The organism is Streptomyces sp. NPDC037126 (genome assembly GCF_055605965.1).
Genome location: NZ_JBVJTD010000017.1, coordinates 102,491 through 120,729, shown reverse-complemented (window position 1 = coordinate 120,729; position 18,239 = coordinate 102,491). Strand labels below are relative to the sequence as shown.

17 protein-coding genes are annotated in these 18,239 nt (G+C 70.0%); 8 read left to right on the top strand and 9 right to left on the bottom strand.

The genetic code is table 11. The features are described 5' to 3' along the window. Positions 1–88 precede the first annotated feature (88 nt). The 3 genes from ACZ7FF_RS31540 to ACZ7FF_RS31530 all read right to left on the bottom strand — a co-directional run bounded on the left by ACZ7FF_RS31540 (position 89) and on the right by ACZ7FF_RS31530 (position 3,493). Positions 89–1,315 carry an ATP-grasp domain-containing protein gene (locus ACZ7FF_RS31540; RefSeq protein WP_470816440.1) on the bottom strand — a complete coding sequence of 409 codons (1,227 nt, stop codon included), beginning with the start codon at positions 1,313–1,315 and terminating at the stop codon, positions 89–91. Continuing rightward, complete coding sequence (locus tag ACZ7FF_RS31535) at positions 1,312–2,601, bottom strand: MFS transporter (protein ID WP_470816438.1); 1,290 nt, start codon at positions 2,599–2,601, stop codon at positions 1,312–1,314. Before ACZ7FF_RS31535 ends, ACZ7FF_RS31540 begins: the two co-directional genes overlap by 4 nt. 76 nt (positions 2,602–2,677) lie before the next feature. Continuing rightward, positions 2,678–3,493, bottom strand: coding sequence for a helix-turn-helix domain-containing protein (locus ACZ7FF_RS31530; protein WP_470816436.1), 816 nt, complete (start codon positions 3,491–3,493; stop codon positions 2,678–2,680). Positions 3,494–3,708: 215 nt separating this feature from the next. Here ACZ7FF_RS31530 and ACZ7FF_RS31525 point away from each other — a divergent pair, with 215 nt between their 5' ends. The 6 genes from ACZ7FF_RS31525 to ACZ7FF_RS31500 are packed head-to-tail and all read left to right on the top strand — an operon-like array spanning position 3,709 to position 9,832. After that, positions 3,709–4,755: a PLP-dependent cysteine synthase family protein gene (locus ACZ7FF_RS31525; protein ID WP_470816435.1), complete on the top strand. Its 1,047-nt coding sequence runs from the start codon at positions 3,709–3,711 to the stop codon at positions 4,753–4,755. Then, a complete protein-coding gene (locus ACZ7FF_RS31520; protein ID WP_470816433.1) occupies positions 4,752–5,843 on the top strand; it encodes a methyltransferase in 1,092 nt (363 codons plus the stop codon). Before ACZ7FF_RS31525 ends, ACZ7FF_RS31520 begins: the two co-directional genes overlap by 4 nt. 3 nt (positions 5,844–5,846) lie before the next feature. Beyond that, entirely contained in the window at positions 5,847–7,244 is a 1,398-nt protein-coding gene (locus tag ACZ7FF_RS31515; protein ID WP_470816431.1) for an ATP-grasp domain-containing protein, read from the top strand. 4 nt (positions 7,245–7,248) lie between these two features. Then, positions 7,249–8,127 (top strand): TauD/TfdA dioxygenase family protein, encoded by an 879-nt coding sequence (locus ACZ7FF_RS31510; RefSeq protein WP_470816429.1) that lies wholly within the window; start codon positions 7,249–7,251, stop codon positions 8,125–8,127. 2 nt (positions 8,128–8,129) lie between these two features. Beyond that, positions 8,130–8,909 carry an HpcH/HpaI aldolase family protein gene (locus tag ACZ7FF_RS31505; RefSeq protein ID WP_470816427.1) on the top strand — a complete coding sequence of 260 codons (780 nt, stop codon included), beginning with the start codon at positions 8,130–8,132 and terminating at the stop codon, positions 8,907–8,909. 26 nt (positions 8,910–8,935) lie between these two features. Next, positions 8,936–9,832 carry a PLP-dependent cysteine synthase family protein gene (locus tag ACZ7FF_RS31500; RefSeq protein ID WP_470816556.1) on the top strand — a complete coding sequence of 299 codons (897 nt, stop codon included), beginning with the start codon at positions 8,936–8,938 and terminating at the stop codon, positions 9,830–9,832. A 211-nt stretch (positions 9,833–10,043) separates the two neighbouring features. Here the strand turns inward: ACZ7FF_RS31500 and ACZ7FF_RS31495 are convergent, their stop codons facing one another. The 4 genes from ACZ7FF_RS31495 to fabF all read right to left on the bottom strand — a co-directional run bounded on the left by ACZ7FF_RS31495 (position 10,044) and on the right by fabF (position 14,943). Continuing rightward, complete coding sequence (locus ACZ7FF_RS31495; RefSeq protein WP_470816426.1) at positions 10,044–11,384, bottom strand: ATP-grasp domain-containing protein; 1,341 nt, start codon at positions 11,382–11,384, stop codon at positions 10,044–10,046. Positions 11,385–11,439: 55 nt separating this feature from the next. Continuing rightward, positions 11,440–12,153 carry a serine O-acetyltransferase EpsC gene (epsC, locus tag ACZ7FF_RS31490; RefSeq protein WP_470816424.1) on the bottom strand — a complete coding sequence of 238 codons (714 nt, stop codon included), beginning with the start codon at positions 12,151–12,153 and terminating at the stop codon, positions 11,440–11,442. A gap of 39 nt (positions 12,154–12,192) precedes the next feature. Next, positions 12,193–13,395 (bottom strand): FAD-dependent oxidoreductase, encoded by a 1,203-nt coding sequence (locus ACZ7FF_RS31485; RefSeq protein ID WP_470816422.1) that lies wholly within the window; start codon positions 13,393–13,395, stop codon positions 12,193–12,195. 309 nt (positions 13,396–13,704) lie between these two features. Continuing rightward, the gene (gene fabF / locus ACZ7FF_RS31480) at positions 13,705–14,943 is read right to left on the bottom strand and encodes a beta-ketoacyl-ACP synthase II (RefSeq protein WP_470816420.1); all 1,239 of its coding nucleotides are present in this window, start codon (positions 14,941–14,943) and stop codon (positions 13,705–13,707) included. 475 nt (positions 14,944–15,418) lie between these two features. Between fabF and ACZ7FF_RS31475 the strand changes: the two genes are divergently transcribed. Continuing rightward, positions 15,419–15,676: a phosphopantetheine-binding protein gene (locus tag ACZ7FF_RS31475; protein WP_470816418.1), complete on the top strand. Its 258-nt coding sequence runs from the start codon at positions 15,419–15,421 to the stop codon at positions 15,674–15,676. A gap of 20 nt (positions 15,677–15,696) precedes the next feature. After that, positions 15,697–16,455 (top strand): 4'-phosphopantetheinyl transferase family protein, encoded by a 759-nt coding sequence (locus ACZ7FF_RS31470; protein WP_470816417.1) that lies wholly within the window; start codon positions 15,697–15,699, stop codon positions 16,453–16,455. 132 nt (positions 16,456–16,587) lie between these two features. On the opposite strand, the gene ACZ7FF_RS31465 is transcribed toward ACZ7FF_RS31470, so the two are convergent. Both ACZ7FF_RS31465 and ACZ7FF_RS31460 read right to left on the bottom strand, forming a co-directional pair. Further along, positions 16,588–17,487, bottom strand: coding sequence for an alpha/beta fold hydrolase (locus ACZ7FF_RS31465; RefSeq protein WP_470816415.1), 900 nt, complete (start codon positions 17,485–17,487; stop codon positions 16,588–16,590). Positions 17,488–17,563: 76 nt separating this feature from the next. Next, complete coding sequence (locus tag ACZ7FF_RS31460) at positions 17,564–18,034, bottom strand: nuclear transport factor 2 family protein (RefSeq protein ID WP_055705649.1); 471 nt, start codon at positions 18,032–18,034, stop codon at positions 17,564–17,566. Positions 18,035–18,239 lie beyond the last annotated feature (205 nt).

Genomic DNA, 18,239 nt, shown 5'->3' with positions numbered 1-18,239 from the left:
GCAGCGGCCCAGGGCCTGGGTCCGCGGCTTCCCGTCCACGCGGAGAACCGTGTCCCGCCCCGGCGGGCCGGGACACGGACCGGGCTCGTCACGGACCTTGGTGGTCCGAGGGGCCGGGGGCCGTCGTGGCGCGCAACAGGCCGCGCACGACGGCGATCCGGCGGTCCGCTTCCTGCTCGGACGCGGCGTCGATCACGACATGGCCGTGCCGGCTTCCGGAGTTCCTGATCTCCGGGACCGTGTCGCCCGGCGCGAAGGGGAACTTCAGCTCGTGCACGAAGGGGAGCGCACGGATGGCGTCCAGCCCCTCCACGGATACGAGCCGTCCGGGACGGAGTTGGAAGAAGGAGACGCACCCCACCCGGTGGGCGGCGTCGACCTGGATCGGTTTGCCGATGAGCGCGCGGAAGACGGCCGCCTCGATGTCGAACCCGGAGGCGAGCGCGATGGCTCGGTGGATCCGATCGCCCGGGGCGCGGGTCTGCGACTCGACGATTCTCGGACCGTCCGGCGTCAGGATGACCTCGGTGTGCGCCGGGCCGAACCGGTAGCCGGTCTCGTTCAGGAACCGCAGGACCAGGTCGGTGACCGCGGCCCGATCGGGTCCGGCCATGGACGCGGGGTGCACGTGCCCGATCTCGGTGAAGCCGGGCGGCGGCGTCTTCCGCTTGGCCGTGACGCCCACGAGGTGGTGGGATCCCTGCGCGGTCAGCGTTTCGACGCTGAACTCGGGCCCGCGCAGGTACTCCTCGATCAGCACGGGACCCGCATAGCCCTGGTCGGCGAGCTGCTCCTCCCAGTCGTCCATGTCCCGCGCCTCGTGGATGAGCCGTACGCCGCGGCTGCCGGAGAGAAGAGCCGGCTTGGCCACGACGGGCAGCTCGAACTCCGCCAGCAACGCCCGGGCCTCCCGCGCCGATTCGGCCACGCGCGCCCGCACCGGCGACAGACCCCGCTCGCGCAGCAGCTGCCGCATCGCCGTCTTGTCGTTGATGACGCGCAGCGCCGCCGGTGGATTCGGGGCGAGCCCCAGCGCGTGCGCCTCCTCGCAGACCGGTAGCTGGGTGTCCTCGTTGCCCAGGTGCAGAACATGTGAGACGCCCAGCCGCGTGGCCGTCTCGGCCACCAGCCGGCGCAGCCCGGCGATGTCCCGGAAGTCGGTGAACAGGAGTTCCTCGGAGTAGCGCGCGACCTCGTCCCGGTGGTCCTGCGGGATGCGGTCCGGGTCCCAGATGGAGAAGACCCGAAAGCCCTCCTCGGTGGCCTTGCGCACGTACGCCCGCCACGGCATCACCATGAGGATCTTGTCTGTCATCGCTGCGCTCCGTTTTCCTGGGCGAGGAGGGGCTGCGGGGCGGCCGTGCGCGCGTCGCGCTCGCGGAAGAGGGACCGGTAGAGGAGCATCGCGCCGGCTCCGAAGAGCCCGAAGAGCACGCTCATTCCGACCGCCGGGACCAGCACGCCGATGGCCAGGCAGAGCGAGGCGACGATCATCCCCAGCTGTACGTTGATCTGGTACACGGCCATGTACCTGCTCCGGTCCTCGGCGGGCACCAGATCGGCCAGCAGGACCTGCCGGATCGGCACCGACATGATCTCGCCGACGGTGAGCACCACCGCGGCCGCGAGCAGCAGCCAGGGGGCGTTGCTCGCTCCCCAGACCATGTATCCGGCGGTGAAGAGGGTGATGCCGCCGAAGATGCGCTGCCGGTCGGACAGGCGGCCGAACAGCCACGCGGCGAACAGCGCCAGGCAGACCACGATGAGGGTGTTGGCCGCCCGGAGGATGCCGAGCATCTCGACGCCGTCGACGGTCGGCCGCCACGGGCCGATGCCGAGGAGCTGGTGCCGCCCGAACTCCTTGCTGAGGCGCACGGCGATGTAGTACGAGATCTGGATCTCGACGCTCCGGATCAGCAGGGCGGACAGGACCAGTCGGGCGAGGACGTTGTCGCGCAGCGCCGTCATGTAGCTGCCCAGCAGCGTCTTCAGCCAGCCTCGGTCCTGCACCTGGCCGGCGTGGCCGAGCGGTGCGGTCTCGCTGATCGCGACCAGGGTGACGAGTGCGATGAGGCTCGCCAGCACGGCGGCGCCGGCGAGGAGGTAGAAGAAGTACCCGCCGAAGGCGAAGCCGCCCACGAGGGAACCCAGGAGGAACGCCACGTTGATCGACCAGTAGTTGATCGTGTAGATCTGCGCACGCGTCTGTGGGGTGGAGATGTCCACCATCATCGCGTCGTTGGCGGGTACCGCGATGCCGAAGAGGCTGGTGCTGAGCAGATAGCAGCAGAAGGTCGCGGTTCCCGAGTGCCACCACGGCGAGTTCGCCAGCGCGAGCAGCACGAGGGCCGCGGCGCTGCCGATCTCGCCGGCCAGGAGGGTGGGGCGCCGGCCGAGGGTGTCGGACATGTGGCCGCCGACGAACGCGCACCCGACGACGGCGACGGCGATCGCGAAGGTCATGAGTCCCGCCGTCGCGGCGCCGTACAGGTGCGAGAAGTGGATCACCATCAGCGGGGCGAGCATGATGTCCAGGAACTTCCGGACGAACCCGACTCCGATTCGCAGCTTCAGGTTCCGGTGCACGTCGGCGGTGATCATGTATACCTCGAAATCTTGGTCGGACGGCGAAGGGGGCCGGCGTCCGAGGCCGATGTCAGCCGACCGGGCATGCTGTTCAGCCGACCTGGTCCGCGGCCGGACGGGACGTGGGGAGCGAGCGCAGATCCGGCAGCGCGAGCAGGATCGGCGGATCGGTCGGCCTGGTCGGCCGCAGGCGCATCGACACGAGAAGGGCCGTATGAGCCCCGACCGTCACCGAATCGCGCCGGCCCACGAACAGCGGCTGGTGGGGGCGTTGGCCCCGGCCGGTGGCACGCGCGGCCGCGACGGCATGGACGAACCACGTGCCGGGCGGGACGTTCGGCAGGACACAGCGCAAGGGGTGGCCGTCGGCCGCATCGACGATCTTCGCGGCGACGGGCGGGCTCTGCAGGATGGGGGACGGGAAGATCCCCGCGTACACCCGCAGGCCCGAGCACCCGCCGGGAAAGGAAATCGTCACGGCCGCCGTGCCGCGTGACGAAGGCACGTTGTTCTTCGGCGGGAGAAGATCGAGTACGGTGCCCTCAACGAGGTGACGGAACTGGCTCGGTGGCATGCCGACACTTTGCGTGAAGTAGTTCGTGAACGACCCCAGGCTCTGATATCCGACGGCGGACGAGATGTCCGTGATGGTTCTCGAGGTATTGATCAGCAGGTGTTTTGCCTGATGGATGCGTACCGCGGAGAGAAACCGGCCAGGGGTGACACCGGTGATGTCCCGAAATGTTCGGGCGAAGTGGAAGCGGCTGAGCAGGGCGGTCTTCGAGAGCTCGTCCAGCGAGACCGGCTCGCTGTACCTCTCCCAGATGTACTCGATTGCCCGTTCTATAGATTCACGGGTGGCGCCGTCGTGGGTCTCGGGCGCTGCCCGGCATCTGGCTGCTGTCACGACCGATATTCTGCGGCGCCGCAATCTCGCTCCGGTCGAGCACGGCTCGAGCACCGCTCGAACCGGGATGGGACGGCCGCGGCGGGCCGGGGTGTCAGCAATATGGGATATGGCTTGGACTTTCCGCCCAGCGCATGCTGTGAAGCATGCGAGGCGCCCGTCATTCCCGCCGGCGGAAGCTGCCGGGGGGAACGAGACGGCGGAGAGGAATTCCAATGGACGAGGTCCGGAAGATTTTGGCGCCGGTAGTGGACGAACTACTGAAGCCGTTCAATCAGGTCGCCGAGACCGAGCTGCAGAGCGTGGCCGCCATCCATGAACGGTATCCAGGGCTGGCCCGATTTCGTGAGCGGCTCGGGGACACGCCGCTCATCGAGGTCCCGTCGAGGCCCGGTGGCGCGACCATTCTCGCGAAGTGCGAATGGGGAAATCCGGCGGGCTCGGTAAAGGACCGCGTGGCGTACGCGCTGGTGTGCGACGCCATCAGGCGCCACGGAGAACGGCCGGCGGAGGAGCTCCGGTTGGTGGAGTACTCGGGCGGGAACCTGGGTCTGGCGCTGTCGTACCTGTGCGCGGAAGCGGACATCCCCCTGCGCCTGGTCGTGGCGTCGTTCACGTCGGACAGCGTGCTGGACACGTTGCGCTCCCGCGGGACCACGGTGGACATCGCTCCGCAGGAGGAGGGCTTCCTCGGCACGATCAGGCAGGCGCTGCGGATCGCGGACGGCGACGGCTCCTGGCGGCTTCTGTTCCAGCACGTCAACCCCGTCAACCTGACCATGCATCAGGCGACGACGGGCACGGAGATCGTGAAACAGCTGGACGGCCGCAGGCCGCACACCTGGGTCGCCGCCATCGGTACGGGCGGAACCCTCATCGGAGTGCTGAACATGCTGCGCACCGTCAGCCCCGGCGTCCGGGCGGTGGGCGTCACGCCGGCGGAGTCCCCGTACGGGCACGGCGGGGCTCCGGCGACCCCCCAGGGACTGTGCGGCACCGGTGGACTCGGATACGGCCTCAAGCAGCCGTTCGTGAGGGCGTACGAGGACGACGTCGCCGCGCACTACCAGGTCTCCTATCCGGAAGCACTCGAGGGCGCCGCGGAGTTCTTCAGCCTGACCGGCACGCGGATCGGCACGTCCGCCTCGGCGAACTGGCTGGTCGCGCGCAAGATCGCCGCGGAGCTACCCCCCGAGGAGCTGGTGGTCACCATGTTCGCCGACGCCGGAAATCCCGAGCAGTGGAAGGCGATAGGGACATGACCACGCCCGCGAGAGCACCGGCGGGGTCCGAGCACGTCCTGGAGCGGTTCCGGGACCTTGCGGTCGGCCCGACCAGGTTCATGACCGTGTACGCCTGCTACGAGCTCGGGGTCCTGGACCAGCTCCGGGAAAACGACGGTGCCGGGGTGTCGGCCGCGCACATGGCCGCGGTGGCCGGCGTCCGGCCGGACGCCGTCGAGCAACTGCTGCACCTGCTCGTCAAGGAAGACCTCGTCACGTACGACGAGAGCACCGGCGGCTACCGGGCCGGCGGCCTCGCCCGCCTCTCCGACGACGAGTTCGCCCGGGCCATGCGCCTGATGACCATGATCAAAGAGGTCTGTCTGCGGCAGCTCTACCACCTGGCCGACAGCGTCCGGACGGGAACGGTGGTGGGCCTGGAGAAGATCTTCGGGTTCAAGGGCAACCTCTACGAGGCGTGCGCCGAGCACGACGGGCTCCGTGCCGCGTGGTCCGCGATGATGGATCAGACCACGTCCCTCATCGACCCCTGGTTCTTCGAGAACGTCGACATCGAGTACGGCAGCAAGGTGCTCGACCTGGCGGGGCATACCGGACTGGGCGCGATCCTGACGTGCAAGTACAACCCGGAGAAGAACCTGCAGGTGGCCTGCTTCGATTTTCCGGAGAAGCAGGACGACGCGCTGGAGAACTTCCGCGCGCACGGTGTCGAGGAATCCTGCTCCTTCATCGGCGGCGACGTGTACGACGGCCTTCCCAAGGGCTTTGAAGTCGTCCTGGTGAAGCACTTCCTGGATCAGCTCGGCAAGGAGAACGTATTCCGCGTTCTTCGCGCCGTGCACGAGTGCCTGGAACCCGGCGGCCGGATCTACGCCCTGGTCCCGACCTATCCGGAGGACGTGAAGGACTCGAGCCAGGCGGATTTCTTCCCGGCGTACTTCCTTGGCTGCAGCACGGCCGAGGGCGGTCCGCAGAAGGTCTCCACCTACAAGCAGTGGATGGAGGAATGTGGTTTCACTTCCGTAGAGGTGATCACGCACGAGGCGCACCTGCGGCCCCCCGAGATGATCCATGTGCATACTATTCTATGCGGAGTAAAGGAATAGTCGGTGAAAAAGCGCATCCTGCTGGTGCACAGCAAGAGCGGTCCGCCCCTTGATTTCGCGCTGCCCCGGCTGGCCGCCCGGGGCGAGGTCCACGTGCTCGCGCTCCGGCCGCTGCCGGCCGGGGCAAAGGAGTTCTGCGCCTCGGTCGTTCCCGCCCATGAGCGGCGGCTGAAGGGGGACGAGCTGGTCGACGCGATCGTCGAGGCGGCCGTCCGTGTCGGTGCGGACGCGCTGTGCGGCCTGTCGGAGTACACGGTGGTTCCGGTGGCGCTGGCGGCCGACCGGCTGGGCCTTCCCGGCCCGGGTGCGGGGGCGGCGTCATCGCGCGACAAGCGGCTGATGCGGGACGCGTGGGCGAAGGCCGGGGTGCCGCAACCGGCATACCAGGCCGTGGCCTCGGCGGCGGACCTGCGCCGGGCCTTCCGCGAGTTACGGCCGCCGCTGTTGCTGAAGTCGGCGTGGGGCGCCGGCTCGACCGCGCAGCTCGTCATCTCCTCCGAGGAGCAGATCGAGCCGGCGTGGCAGGAGGCGACGACGGTGATGAGGACGGCGGACGCGGCGAACGTCCTGATGCTGGAGGTGCCGGGTGCCGAGAACGACTTCCTCGCCGAGGAGATCATCCCGGGGACGACGCGGTCATGGTGGGAGGACGGCAGCGGCTACGGCGACTATCTGAGCGTGGAGGGAATCGTCGTCGAGGGGGTCTACCACCCTGTTTGTATAACGTCGAGGCTGCCGACGATCCCGCCCTTCATGGAGCTGTGCAACATCGCGCCGTGCGAACTGCCGGTACCGCTGCAGCGTGCGGTCGAATCGGTGGCTCGCGCCGCGGTCGACGCGCTCGGGCTGCGAACGTGCGGTACGCACACGGAGATCAAGCTGATGGAGGACGGGGGGCTCGCGCTGATCGAGTCCGCCGCGCGATTCGGCGGCGCCATGATCCTCGCGCAGATCGAGCACGTCTACGGCTGTGATCTGGTCGGGATGCTGGCGGATGCGCTGCTCGGACTCCCGACCGACCCGCCGGATTCCATGCTGACCCCGCAAGACGCCACGGGCGCCGCCTGCACGCTGTCCCTTCTCGCCACGAACGCCGTGGGCGAGCCCTGGTCGAAGGACCTGGTCTGGGACAGTCGCGGGGTCGACTGGCCGTCCTTGGCGACTCCCGGCACGAGCATCGAGACGGTGCCGGGACTGACGATCCCGGACGGGACACCCATGCCGAAATACGAGCTCAGCGGCGGGAAGTTGGGGCTCGGCGGAGTTCTCTACATGGAGTCGGCGGATCCCGGGACGCTCGTGCACGACGCGTACGCGGTTCTGAACGGCCTGGAGGATGCGCTGGCGCGGGGACGGCATGCGCAGACCACTCCCGTGGTCCGGGAAAGAAGTGGGGGTTGAGTACATGAGCGGCATCGACATCCGGCGCATCGGCGGCCGCATAGGCGCCGAGATCACCGGTATCGACTTGGGTGCCACGATCTCGGACCAGCTGTTCTCCGAGATCAAGAAGGCGTTCCTTGATTACAAGGTGCTGTTCTTCCGCCGTCAGGAGATCAGCGACGAGCAGCAGTTGGCCTTCGCCGGCCGATTCGGCCCGCTCACCCACCGGCATCCGCTGATGCGGACCGCCGAGCAGAGCCCGCAGGTCCTCGTCGTGGACGGGGAGGACCAACGGGCCAACCACTGGCATTGCGACATCAGCTTCACCGAGGCCCCGTCGCTGGGAACCACGCTGCGCAGTGTGGTGCTGCCGCCCTACGGCGGAGACACGCTGGTGGCAAGCGGCGAGGCCGGCTACCGGGCCCTGCCCGCCGAGTTGCGGGAGATCGCCGATCGGCTGTGGGCGGTGCACACCAACCGGGCCGAACAGCCGCGCCTCGCCACCCAGCGTGGTGACGAGGTGCGCCGGGCCTTTTTGGCCAAGCGGTTCGAGACCGCGCACCCGGTCGTCCGCGTCCACCCGGAGACGGGCGAACCCTCCCTGTTCCTGGGCGGCTTCGCCCAGCGGCTGGTGGGAATGAGCCTGCGGGAGTCGCGGCCGATCATCGACGTGCTGCAGTCCTACGCACTGCGTCCGGAACACCAGGTCCGCTGGAACTGGCGGCCGGGAGACGTGCTCATTTTCGACAATCGCTGCACGCAGCACTATGGCGTCGACGACTACGACGGCCACCGGCGGCTGCTGCACCGGGTCTCGGTCACCGGCGACGTGCCGGTCGGCCTGGACGGCAGACGCAGCTACACGATCCATACCGACGACGGTGATGAGGGAGGGCAATAGACATGGCGTTGCCGGATTCGTTTGCGCGGCGGCTCCGCGCCCGCGAGCAGCTTGCCGGTTACTGGATCTCGTGCGACAACCCGGTCGCGGTCGAACGCATCGCCCGGCTCGGCTACGACTACATCGGGGTCGACGGCCAGCACGGCGTGCTGTCGCAGTCGGGGTGGAACGCCGCGATGCTGGCGGTGGACGCGGGACAACGCGCGGCGGGCCTGATCCGGGTTCCCTCCGTGGACCCCGTCGCCATCGGTGCCGCTCTGGACACCGGAGCGCGTGGCGTGATCGTGCCCATGGTCGAATCGCCGGAACAGGCGGCGATGGCGGTGCGGGCCACGAGGCACTGGCCGGCCGGAACCCGCAGTCTGGCCGGCCCCGTGCGGGCCCAGTTCCGGCTCGGTGACGTCCCGGCCGAGATCGACGAGGGCGTGGTCTGCATCGTCATGATCGAGACGATGGCTGCCATGGACGACCTGGAGAAGATCTGCGCGACTCCGGGCCTGGACGCCGTCTACCTGGGACCGGCCGACCTGTCCGTGGCACTCGGCGGACGCTACTTCGGTGATCCCGCGGTGCAGCCGGCGCTGCTGGAGGCGACGGCCGCCATTGCCGAAGCCGCACGACACGCGGGTATCGCAAGCGGCATCCACTGCATGGACGGGCAGAGCGCGGCCCGGTGGCTGTCGGACGGCTACACCTTCGCCACGATCTCCAGCGACATCACCCATCTGGAACAGACCGCGGCCGCGCACCTGGCGGCGGCCCGGGGGGCGGGAGTCTCGTGAGCCCGGAAGGCCGGATCTACCAGTCCATGGAGGAACTGGTCGGCGGCACCCCCCTGCTGCGGTATCGGCTGCCGGGCGTCCCGGCGGGTGCGCGGACTCTGGCGAAGCTCGAGATGCTGAACCCGCTCGCCAACGTCAAGGACCGGGCGGTGCTCTACATGTTCCGTGCCGCCCAGCGGTCGGGCGAGCTGCCGCCGGGCGGGACGGTGATCGAGTGCTCCTCCGGGAGCACCGGCATCTCCCTCGCCGCGCTCTCCCTCCTGCACGGCCACCGCTGCATCATCGTGATGCCGGACAACGCCACCGTGGAACGGCAGCTGATACTGCGCAAGCTGGGGGCCGAGATCAGGCTCGTGCCCCACGGCGACGGATTGCCGGCCGCATGGGCGTACGCGGAGCGGCTGCAGAAGTCCATACCCGGCTCCTGGCTTCCGCACCAGGACACCAACCCGGCCAACGTGCTGGCGCACTACGAGACCACCGGACCCGAGCTGTGGCGGGACACCGCGGGAGAAATGGATGTGCTGGTATGCGGTGTCGGCACCGGCGGGACGCTGACCGGGATCGCGCGTTTTTTCAAGGAACGACGCGATGTCCATGTGGTCGCGGTCGAGCCCACCAGGTCGCCCGTCCTTTCGGGGGGCGAAGCGGGACCGCACTGCATCCCCGGGATCGGAGCGGGCTACGTCTCGGAAATCACCGACCTTGCGCTTATCGACGAGGTGATCGCGGTATCGGATGACGACGCGGCCACCACCAGCCGGGAGATCACCCGGGCCACCGGACTGCTCGCCGGGATCTCGTCGGGGGCCGCGGCACATGCCGCCCGTATCGTGTCCCGGCAGCCACAGTGGTCCGAGGCGACGATCGTCACCGTGTTTCCCGACTCCGGCGAACGCTATCTTTCGACCGGCGCGGACTGAGACGGTGGCGGTCCCCCGGCGGTGAAGGCCGCACGTCCGGCCGGGTCATCTCCCAGCCCCAGAACATCGTGCGGCGGCACATCGAAGCTCCGGTGCACCAGGGCGACTTGTCGAGGTCGCCCGGTCCACCGGAGCTTCGTCGCGTTGGTGTCGGGACGTCGGGGCGTCATGACGCCGCTGTGGCCGGCGCACCCGCTCGGTCAGGCATGGATCAGTCGGCTGTGGCCATGTCGACGGCGGGCTCACCGTGTGCCGGACGGCGCGGGAGACGGTCCGGGAGGGCGATGCGTGCGTGCCGCAGAACGCCGTCCTCGCCCCGCACCTGGAGCCGGATGGTGTCGCGGAGGACCTCGTCGGCACGGCGGACCGCCATGTCGCCGGTGGCCCCGGTGGCGGCCACCAGCCCCAGACGGTCCCAGGAATCCTCGACCGGGCGGACCGTGTCGCCCGGCTTCACCCACATCTGGGCCGTCAGGACACCCGGCTGCGACCGCGCGTCCTCCACTCCCGTTATGGATTCCACCCGCCCCGGGCCGCCGACGAGGAAGCGGACGGCGGCAGCGCCGTGCGCCCGCGGCGGCCGGGAGATCTCGGGCACCAGCCCGAACGGCCAGCCGAGCGCGTAGGTTTCCAGATCGATTCCGTAGGCGCCGCGCACGAGTTCGTTGATGGCGCCGCCGCCGAAGCGGTTGTGCGACTCGATGACCACCGGCCCTCGCCCGCCGAGCCTGAACTCGGTGTGCGCGGGCCCGTCGCGCAGCTCCATGGCGTCGAGGAAACGGCTCACGGCGTCGAGCACGCCGGCCTGGGCGGCGGTGTCGAGCCGGGCGGGCATGGTGTGGGAGAAGGCCGCGAAACCATCGGCGGCGAGATGCGTCTCGGTGATGCCGATCACCACGTGACGGCCGTCGAAGCTGAAGGACTCCGCGCTGAACTGAGGCCCGTCGATGTATTCCTCCATCATGAAGCCATCGACGGAGAACGGCATGGTCGTGCGGGCCATGGGATGCCCGTTCAGCGCGCTCACCGTGTCCCACGCCGTGTCCGCCGCTTCGGGGCCGGTGACCTTGACCACCCCGTAACTCCCCGTGCCGTTACGCGGTTTGACGACGAACGGATAACCGTGGCGGTCGGCGAACTCGTCGAGGTCACGTCGCGTCGCCAGCGGCGCCGCGGCGGCGCCGGCCGCTTCGTCGCCGGCCGTGAGCAGGCGACGGCGCATGGCCAGTTTGTCCCTGAAGCGCCTGGCCGCCTCGAGCCCGGTGCCGCCCAGGCCGAACAGGTCGTTGATCAGGCCCGCGCCTTCCAGGCCAGGCTCCGTGAGGGACAGGACAGCGGTGAATCCCGTGGTGCTCCACAGCTCACGGGCCGCCGCTTCCAGCGCGGTCAGATCCGTGTAGTCCACGACCCGGACGGCGTCGGCCGGTTCGCACGGCGCCTCCGCACGTTTCTGGGGATGCTGGAGCACGAGAACATCCAGGCCCAGGTCCTTCGCCTTCTTCACCGTACGGTCGGTGGCGCCGACGAGAAGCACCGTCGAATCCGCTTGCACGCTTCCTCCGCTTTTTCCGGGGCGAGGATGAGATGGCGGGAGACAGGCCGTCCGATCAGGGCATCCACGCTGTCTTGGGCAGTGCGCCATGCGATGTGGGTGCCGCGGTCGCGGCCACCACATGAGTGTCAGCGGGTACGTCCGCCAGGACGAGGGCCTGTGCCCCGATCACGGCTCTGTCACCGACGACCACCGGTCCGAGGACGGTGGCGCCGGCGCCCAGGACGGAACCGCTGCCGATCGCCGGGTGGCGCCGTTCTCCGGGCAGCCTGCGGTTGTCCCGCCACCAGCCGACCGCTCCGAGGGTGACCTGGTGGTAAATGGTGACGTCGTCGCCCACCACTGCCGTTTCACCGATCACGACGGCCGCACCGTGGTCGATGAGCACCCTGCGGCCCAGCGTGGCACCCGGGTGGATCTCCGTACCGGTCAGCGCCCGGGCACCTGTCATCAGGGCGCGCGCGATCAGCCGGGCGCCGCGCCTGTGGAGCAGGTGCGCCACGCGGTGGACGCACAGGGCGGGCAGTGCCGGATGCAGCAGGGCTTCCGCGAACGTCTGTATGGACGGGTCGCGCTCGATGACGGTGCGGATGTCCTCGGTGAAAAGGCGGATCAGATCCGCCGGCGTGTACTGCTGCGGCAGGTCGGGCTTCCGGTCCGGATCCGGCCGCCTGCGTGCGGCCATGAGCCGGGTGGCGAGGACGGAGCCCGCCTGCGCGTCGGCACCGTGCCGGGACGGATCCCGGCGGGATCGTCGTCGCCTGTTCATCGTGTCCTCCCGGCCGTGTGTCAGGAACCGTCGACGGGGTTACGCCGCGAAGGCCGGGACGGCCCACCGGGTGATCTCGTGGAGCGCCGCGTCCTTGCGCCCGCGCAGACTCATGGCGGTATTGCGTACGAGCGACTGGACCGTGCCCGTTCCCTGGTCCAGCAGGCCCTGGCGGCGGGAGAGGAGTACCACCCGGGCGGTGCGTTCCACGCGCTGTCGCTGGTAGGCGCGGAGCGCGCTGCCGAAGTCGCCGCGACCGCCGTCCACGACGTGGGTGCGCAGCTCCGAGGCGAGGACGACGGCGTCTTCGAGCGCCATGTTCGCCGCTTGTCCCAGGGCCGGGGCCATGGGGTGCGCCGCGTCGCCGAGCAGGACCACGCGGCCGTCCACCCACCGCGAGACGGGGTCACGATCGTGGACGTCGGTGACCGCGACATCGGCGGGGTCGCTGCTGGTGACCAGCCGCACGATCGGGTCGGGCCATCCGTCGAGCAGTTCCGCCAACCGTCGTTGCGCCGCCTCCGGGCCGTGCTGCCGCCAGGTTCCGGGTGGGGCGGTGATCTTGGCCGTCCAGTAGAGCGTGCCGTCGGCAACCGGAGCGGCGTATATCTGGACGCCGTTCCCGTTGGCCACGAAGCCCTGGGGCCATGGCCAGTTGCCCGGCGTGTGGCTGCGCACCGAGGTGTAACCGCAGTACCGGGGCGGTCCGTCCGCGAGCATCTGCCGGCGCACTGCCGACCAGATCCCGTCCGCGGCCACCAGCAGGTCCGTGGAGTGGGTGCTGCCGTCGGACAGCCGCAGGGAGACCGGGCCGTCGTCCGTCGCGTAGTCGCACACCACCGTGCCCATCCGGACCTCGGCGCCGGCGGAGGAGACGTCGTCGATCAGCGCTTCCTGTACGGCTGTGCGCAGGATGGAGATCGACGGAGTTCCGTCGGGCCAACCCAGTCGGCCGATCTTCTCCCGCGCGAGGATCCGGCCGGAGGCGCTGAGCAGCAGGCGCTCCTCGTCCGGTCGTATCACGTGCCCGGATTCGCGGATGCGCCGGCCGAGTCGACTGCTGATGGCGTCCGCGGCGGCAACGCCGTTCGGGTAGAGCATCAGGCCCGAGCCCGCGGGCTCGAAGCTCGGTGCGCGTTCGACGACCGTTACGTCGAGGCCGCAACGTGCGAGTGCCGCCGCTGCGGCCAGTCCGCCGATGCCACCACCCACGACGGTCGCGGTGAACCGTTTGGCCGTCATGGCCGCACCGCCAGGGCCGCCAGGACCCCCGGATTGTCGGTACTCCTGTCATACATGATTACAAGGATGTTGGATCTGGGCCGCTCATCCATCTCGGATATTGCTGAGCCGAGTGGCGCACGCGAGGTGGTGAGGAGGCGCGGGCCTGGTCCGGGCCCGCGCGGGCAGGCGGGAGCGCCGCCACAGGGTCTCGGCAGGGGTGCGCGGGCGGTGTGTCAGCCCCGGAGGGTGACGATCAGACCCTCGGTCAGCAGGGCGACGGTGGACAGGCCGAACCGGACGCGGCCCGGCAGGGCCTCCTGCGCGTGCTCAGGCGGGCTCGGGGGCGCTGAACACCACGACGCAGTTCTGGCCGCCGAACCCGAAGGCGTTCGCCATCGCCGTCCGCACGGGTATCCGCCGCGCGACGTTGGCCACATGGTCCAGGTCGCACTCGGGGTCGGGCGAGTCCAGGTTGATCGTGGGCGGCACGACGCCGTCGCGGATGGCCATGGCGCACACCATCGCGCCCAAGGCGCCCGCGCCGCCGACCAGATGGCCGACGCTCGACTTCGGGCTGCTCACGGCGATCCGGTCCGCCGCGGCGCCGAACACGGCGCGGATGGCCGCGGACTCGGTGCGGTCGTTGGCCTTGGTGGACGTGCCGTGGGCGCAGATGTAGTCGAGGTCCTCGGGGGCGACACCGGCCCGCTGGACGGCGGTCCTGATCGCGGCCGTGGCGTACTCGCCCGTCGGGTTGGGGGCGGTGACGTGGAAGGCGTCACAGGTCAACGCGCCACCGTTGACGGCGGCGTACGGGGTGACCCCGCGCCGGCGGGCGTGCTCGGCGGACTCCAGGACCATGATCACCGCCCCCTCGCCCAGCACGAAGCCTTCCCTGTCCACGTCGAAGGGGCGGCTCGCCCGGGTGGGGTCGTCGTTGCGCTGGGAGAGCGCGCCCAGGGTGGACAGGCCGGTCATGAAGGACCGCGTGATCGCCGCGTCGGTGCCGCCGCAGACGACCACGTCCGCCTCGCCGGAGAGGATCAGGCGCCGCGCGTCCAGCAGCGCGTACAGGCCGCTCGCGCAGGCAAGCGCGTTGGCGTTGGTCGGGCCGTGGGTGCCGAGGTCGATCGCCACCTCGCAACTGGGCATGTTCGTCAGCGAGTAGGGCACGAAGTAGGCGCTCGGCTCCTCGCCGTCGACCAGCAGCCGGGTGGCCGCCTCGATGGTGTCGAAGCCCGCCGCCCCGGCGTTCACCACGACCGACACCCGGTCCCGGTTGTCGTCGTCGATGTCCAGCTTCGCGTCGGCCACCGCCTCGCGCGCCGCCACGACGGCGAACGCCGTGAACCGGGAGATGCGCCGGGTGCGTTTGGCGTCAAAATGCTCGGAAGTTCGGAACGACTTCACTTCCGCGGCGATCCGGGTGTTCAGTCCTGTGGGATCGAAAGCGGTGATGGGGCCCACGCCCGACCGGCCCGCCACGATCGCTTCCCAGCTGCTCTCCCGGTCATTTCCGACCGGGGTCAGCGCGCCTATGCCTGTGATTACCACGTCATCATGCATTGCACCGACAATACGCGGGCCGATCCGGGCAGGCAATACTCCCCGGCGGGCGCTCTCCGGGTCGCGGACCGGGATATGGACACCGTGCCGGGCCAGTGTCACAGTGGAAAATCGCACAGGTCGAAGAAAAGGCCCGCCCCTTGCCGCGACCGCGTGTTCCGGTTCCTTCCGGGTGCCCGCCACGGCCTGCCCGAACCCCGGCAAAAGCGGTGTCTCTGCAGGTCATGGCAGCCTTCAGCGGATGCTGGACAGAACCACGCTCCCCCTTGCCCCCGGGACCGGACTCTCCGGCGCACCACGGATCACGCGCGTTTCCTGCTCTGCGACCGTGAGCACAATTCCAGTATTCTTCGGGAATTCCTCAAGCATCCTTCCAGTTCCTTTCAAGGATTTGTCGAGTGCGACTGGAGAGAATGCGAAGGCGCACCCGCATCGCCTACGGCTCACTTTCCGAGCAATCATGAGGAGAAATTCCATGTCCCAGTCCACTGAGGTGACCGCGGAGTCCGTGCACGGGCTGCTCCGTACCGAACTCATCGCCCTCGGAATTCCGGAGGACGCCACCTCTGCGGAGACCGTCATCGACACGCTGGAGATCGACTCGCTCGATCTCGCCGACCTGATGGTCACGGTCAAGCGTGAGTACGGCGTGGACATCCGGCGCGCCGAGCTGGCCGGGGTCACCGTCGGCGAGCTGGTCGACCGCGTCCTGGCCGGCACCGACGGCCGCTGACGGCGACCCGCACCGCGAAGATGACTGACACGGACGGTCCGGTGGCCGTGGCCGCGGGCACCGACGAGGTGCTGCGGCATCCGGCGGCGGGGACGCACCTGCTGAACGACCGGGAACGGCGGCGCCTCGCGCGGTTCCACCGGGAGCCGGCCCGCCGGGACTTCCTCGCCGCGCACGTCCTGGTCCGGTTCTGCGCGGGGTGGCTGCTGGGCGTCGCCCCGGCCGAGGTGCCCTTCGCCCAGCGCTGCCCGACGTGCCGGGGGACCGACCACGGCAGGCCGCTGCTCGCGGGCCGTCCTGACGTGTGTCTGAGCCTCTCCCACACCGACGGCGTGGTGGCCGCGGCCGCCGGTCACGTCCCGGTGGGCATCGACGTGGAGCGCCTGGGGCGCGCTCATGGCCCCGGGGTCATGGACCGTGCGCTCACCGCCGCCGAGCGCGCGCTGGTGACCGCGGACGCGGATCCCGGCCGCGCCTTCCTGCGCCAGTGGGTGCGCAAGGAGGCGCTGATCAAGATCGGCAGGACGGATCTGGACGCGCTCGGCAGTCTCGACCTCTCGGAGCTTCCGCTCGACGGCCGGGCGGACGGGGCGCCCCTGCGCTTCGAGGACCTCTACGTCACGGACCTGACGGATTCCCGCCTGGGCGCCCTGGTCTCGGCGGTGGGCACCGAACCGGTCCGCCTGGACGCCGCGTTGCCGTCGGCCGCGCCGTCGCCGGCCGGACGGGTCCGCCGGCCCGGTCCGGGGCTGTCGACCGGGCTCAGGGCAGGGGCGTGACCGGACCGCCGTACACGCCCGGAGGATCCACTGGCCGCGTTGGTGCCATGGACGGCTCCTGGCGCCGCTACGACGCACAGCGCGCCGGCGGTCCTCCGGTGTCGGTTCGTACGGCTCGGTGCGGGTCCGGGTTCAGGGACGGGTCTCGGCGGCGGACTGCAGGCACTCCTCGAAGAAGGCGAACGCGCTCAGGTGATAGGAGCGTGCCGCCAGGCCGAGGCTGATGTTGTGGCCCGCGCGGGGCTGGTGCCCGATCCGGAGCACGGGTGCCTTGGTCAGCAGGGAGGCCAGCTGGTCGAGGTCCTGTTCCTCGTGCACCCACCAGCCCTCGTGCTCGGCGAAGGTCAGCCGCAGCGGGATGTCGATCCGGGGGGCCAGGTCCTCGAACATCTTCGGCCACAGGTCCACTTCGGAGGCCTCACGCTCGGGCATGGGCGCGACCAGGGCCTCGGCCGCGCGGAAGGTGCCCGCCGGATACAGGCCCAGCGGGCCCCAGTTGCGCTCCCAGTCGAGGTTGCGGCGCAGCCGCCGGCCGGTGGGCGCGACGCTGAAACGATGGCCGACGCCGGAGGCGTCGAGGGCGAGCAGGCCGGGGGTGTCCGCGACGGTCGTGAGGGCGAGCTTGCCGCCGTAGGAGTGGGCGAGCAGCAGAAAGCCCCGCCCGACGGCGTGCCGGGCGGCGAAGGCGTCGAGCGCCGCGGAGAGCACGGCGGACTGCTCGCCGAGGGTCATGCCGGCGGGTATCTGCCGGGCGGAGGTGCCGTAGCCGGGCCGGTCGAGGGCCAGCACGGTGAAGCCGAGGCGGGCGCCGAGGGTGAGCAGGGACAGGTCGGGGTGGACCTGCCCGTCGAAGTAGCCCGCGAGCATGCCGCCGCCGTGCACGGCGACGACGGTGGCCCGCGGCGGGCCGTCGGGCGGTTCGGCCAGCAGGCCGGACAGGGTGAGGCCCGCTGCCTCGAGGAGGATCGGGCGCACCCCGGCCGAGTGGGTCGCCGGCGGCTTCTTCTTCCGGTCCGTCCTGGACACGCTCATGGGTGGTCCTTGTCGGTCGGCGGTGGGCGGGGCCCGGGCCTCCGGGGCGCCGGCTGCGGCGCCCCGGCGCGAGTGGTCAGGCGAGCTGACGGGCGAAGGTGGCCATGTCGAAGTAGAGCGTCTCGTCGATCAGCACGTCGCCGTCGAAGTGGAAGAAGATCGCCACGGGGGCGTCGACGGTCTTGCCGCGGTTGGGGATGCCGCGCCAGTCCGCCTCCTGCTTGGCGCGGAACTGGGCCTCCACGATCACGGCGGTCGGCGTGTGGTGGACGTGGAACAGGCTGTGGTCGGCGACCGGGAAGGCCTTCTGCAGTTCGGCGAAGTAGCCCTTCTTGATGGCCTCTTCACCGATCAGCGGGGACTCCTCGAACGGGATGACCCGGTACACGCCGCCGCGCGGGAACGTCGCGATCACTCCGTCGATGTCCCAGGCGCCCTCGGCGACGGTGTGCTCGATGACGACCGCCTCGCGCCGCTTGCGCAGCTCCTCGTCGGGCTGGGGCAGGTCCGCGCCGGGCAGAGTGAACTCGTGCTCCTCGGTGGCCATGGGGGCTCCTTCAGGCAGTGGCTGGTTCGGTTCGTTCGGTGACGCTAGGCCGCTCCCCTCGCCTGTCCCTCGCGCTCCGCTGGAGCGCGAGTGCCGCTCGTGCGCGTCCCGTGAAGGGCGCAGGTCCGACGGCTCCCGGCCCGGGCAGGCAAGCGGAATGAGCCACTCCGTCGGGGCAGAGCAGGAATCGAGGAGCGCTGCACCG

Excerpts from the sequence above, each read along its gene's own strand:
- ACZ7FF_RS31535 (WP_470816438.1), bottom strand. The coding sequence starts at position 2,601 with ATGATCACCGCCGACGTGCACCGGAACCTGAAGCTGCGAATCGGAGTC.
- ACZ7FF_RS31500 (WP_470816556.1), top strand. The coding sequence starts at position 8,936 with ATGGAGGAACTGGTCGGCGGCACCCCCCTGCTGCGGTATCGGCTGCCG.
- ACZ7FF_RS31485 (WP_470816422.1), bottom strand. The coding sequence starts at position 13,395 with ATGACGGCCAAACGGTTCACCGCGACCGTCGTGGGTGGTGGCATCGGC.
- fabF (WP_470816420.1), bottom strand. The coding sequence starts at position 14,943 with ATGCATGATGACGTGGTAATCACAGGCATAGGCGCGCTGACCCCGGTC.
- ACZ7FF_RS31475 (WP_470816418.1), top strand. The coding sequence starts at position 15,419 with ATGTCCCAGTCCACTGAGGTGACCGCGGAGTCCGTGCACGGGCTGCTC.
- ACZ7FF_RS31525 (WP_470816435.1), top strand. The coding sequence starts at position 3,709 with ATGGACGAGGTCCGGAAGATTTTGGCGCCGGTAGTGGACGAACTACTG.
- ACZ7FF_RS31470 (WP_470816417.1), top strand. The coding sequence starts at position 15,697 with ATGACTGACACGGACGGTCCGGTGGCCGTGGCCGCGGGCACCGACGAG.
- ACZ7FF_RS31520 (WP_470816433.1), top strand. The coding sequence starts at position 4,752 with ATGACCACGCCCGCGAGAGCACCGGCGGGGTCCGAGCACGTCCTGGAG.
- ACZ7FF_RS31465 (WP_470816415.1), bottom strand. The coding sequence starts at position 17,487 with ATGAGCGTGTCCAGGACGGACCGGAAGAAGAAGCCGCCGGCGACCCAC.
- ACZ7FF_RS31460 (WP_055705649.1), bottom strand. The coding sequence starts at position 18,034 with ATGGCCACCGAGGAGCACGAGTTCACTCTGCCCGGCGCGGACCTGCCC.
- ACZ7FF_RS31510 (WP_470816429.1), top strand. The coding sequence starts at position 7,249 with ATGAGCGGCATCGACATCCGGCGCATCGGCGGCCGCATAGGCGCCGAG.
- ACZ7FF_RS31540 (WP_470816440.1), bottom strand. The coding sequence starts at position 1,315 with ATGACAGACAAGATCCTCATGGTGATGCCGTGGCGGGCGTACGTGCGC.
- ACZ7FF_RS31505 (WP_470816427.1), top strand. The coding sequence starts at position 8,130 with ATGGCGTTGCCGGATTCGTTTGCGCGGCGGCTCCGCGCCCGCGAGCAG.
- epsC (WP_470816424.1), bottom strand. The coding sequence starts at position 12,153 with ATGAACAGGCGACGACGATCCCGCCGGGATCCGTCCCGGCACGGTGCC.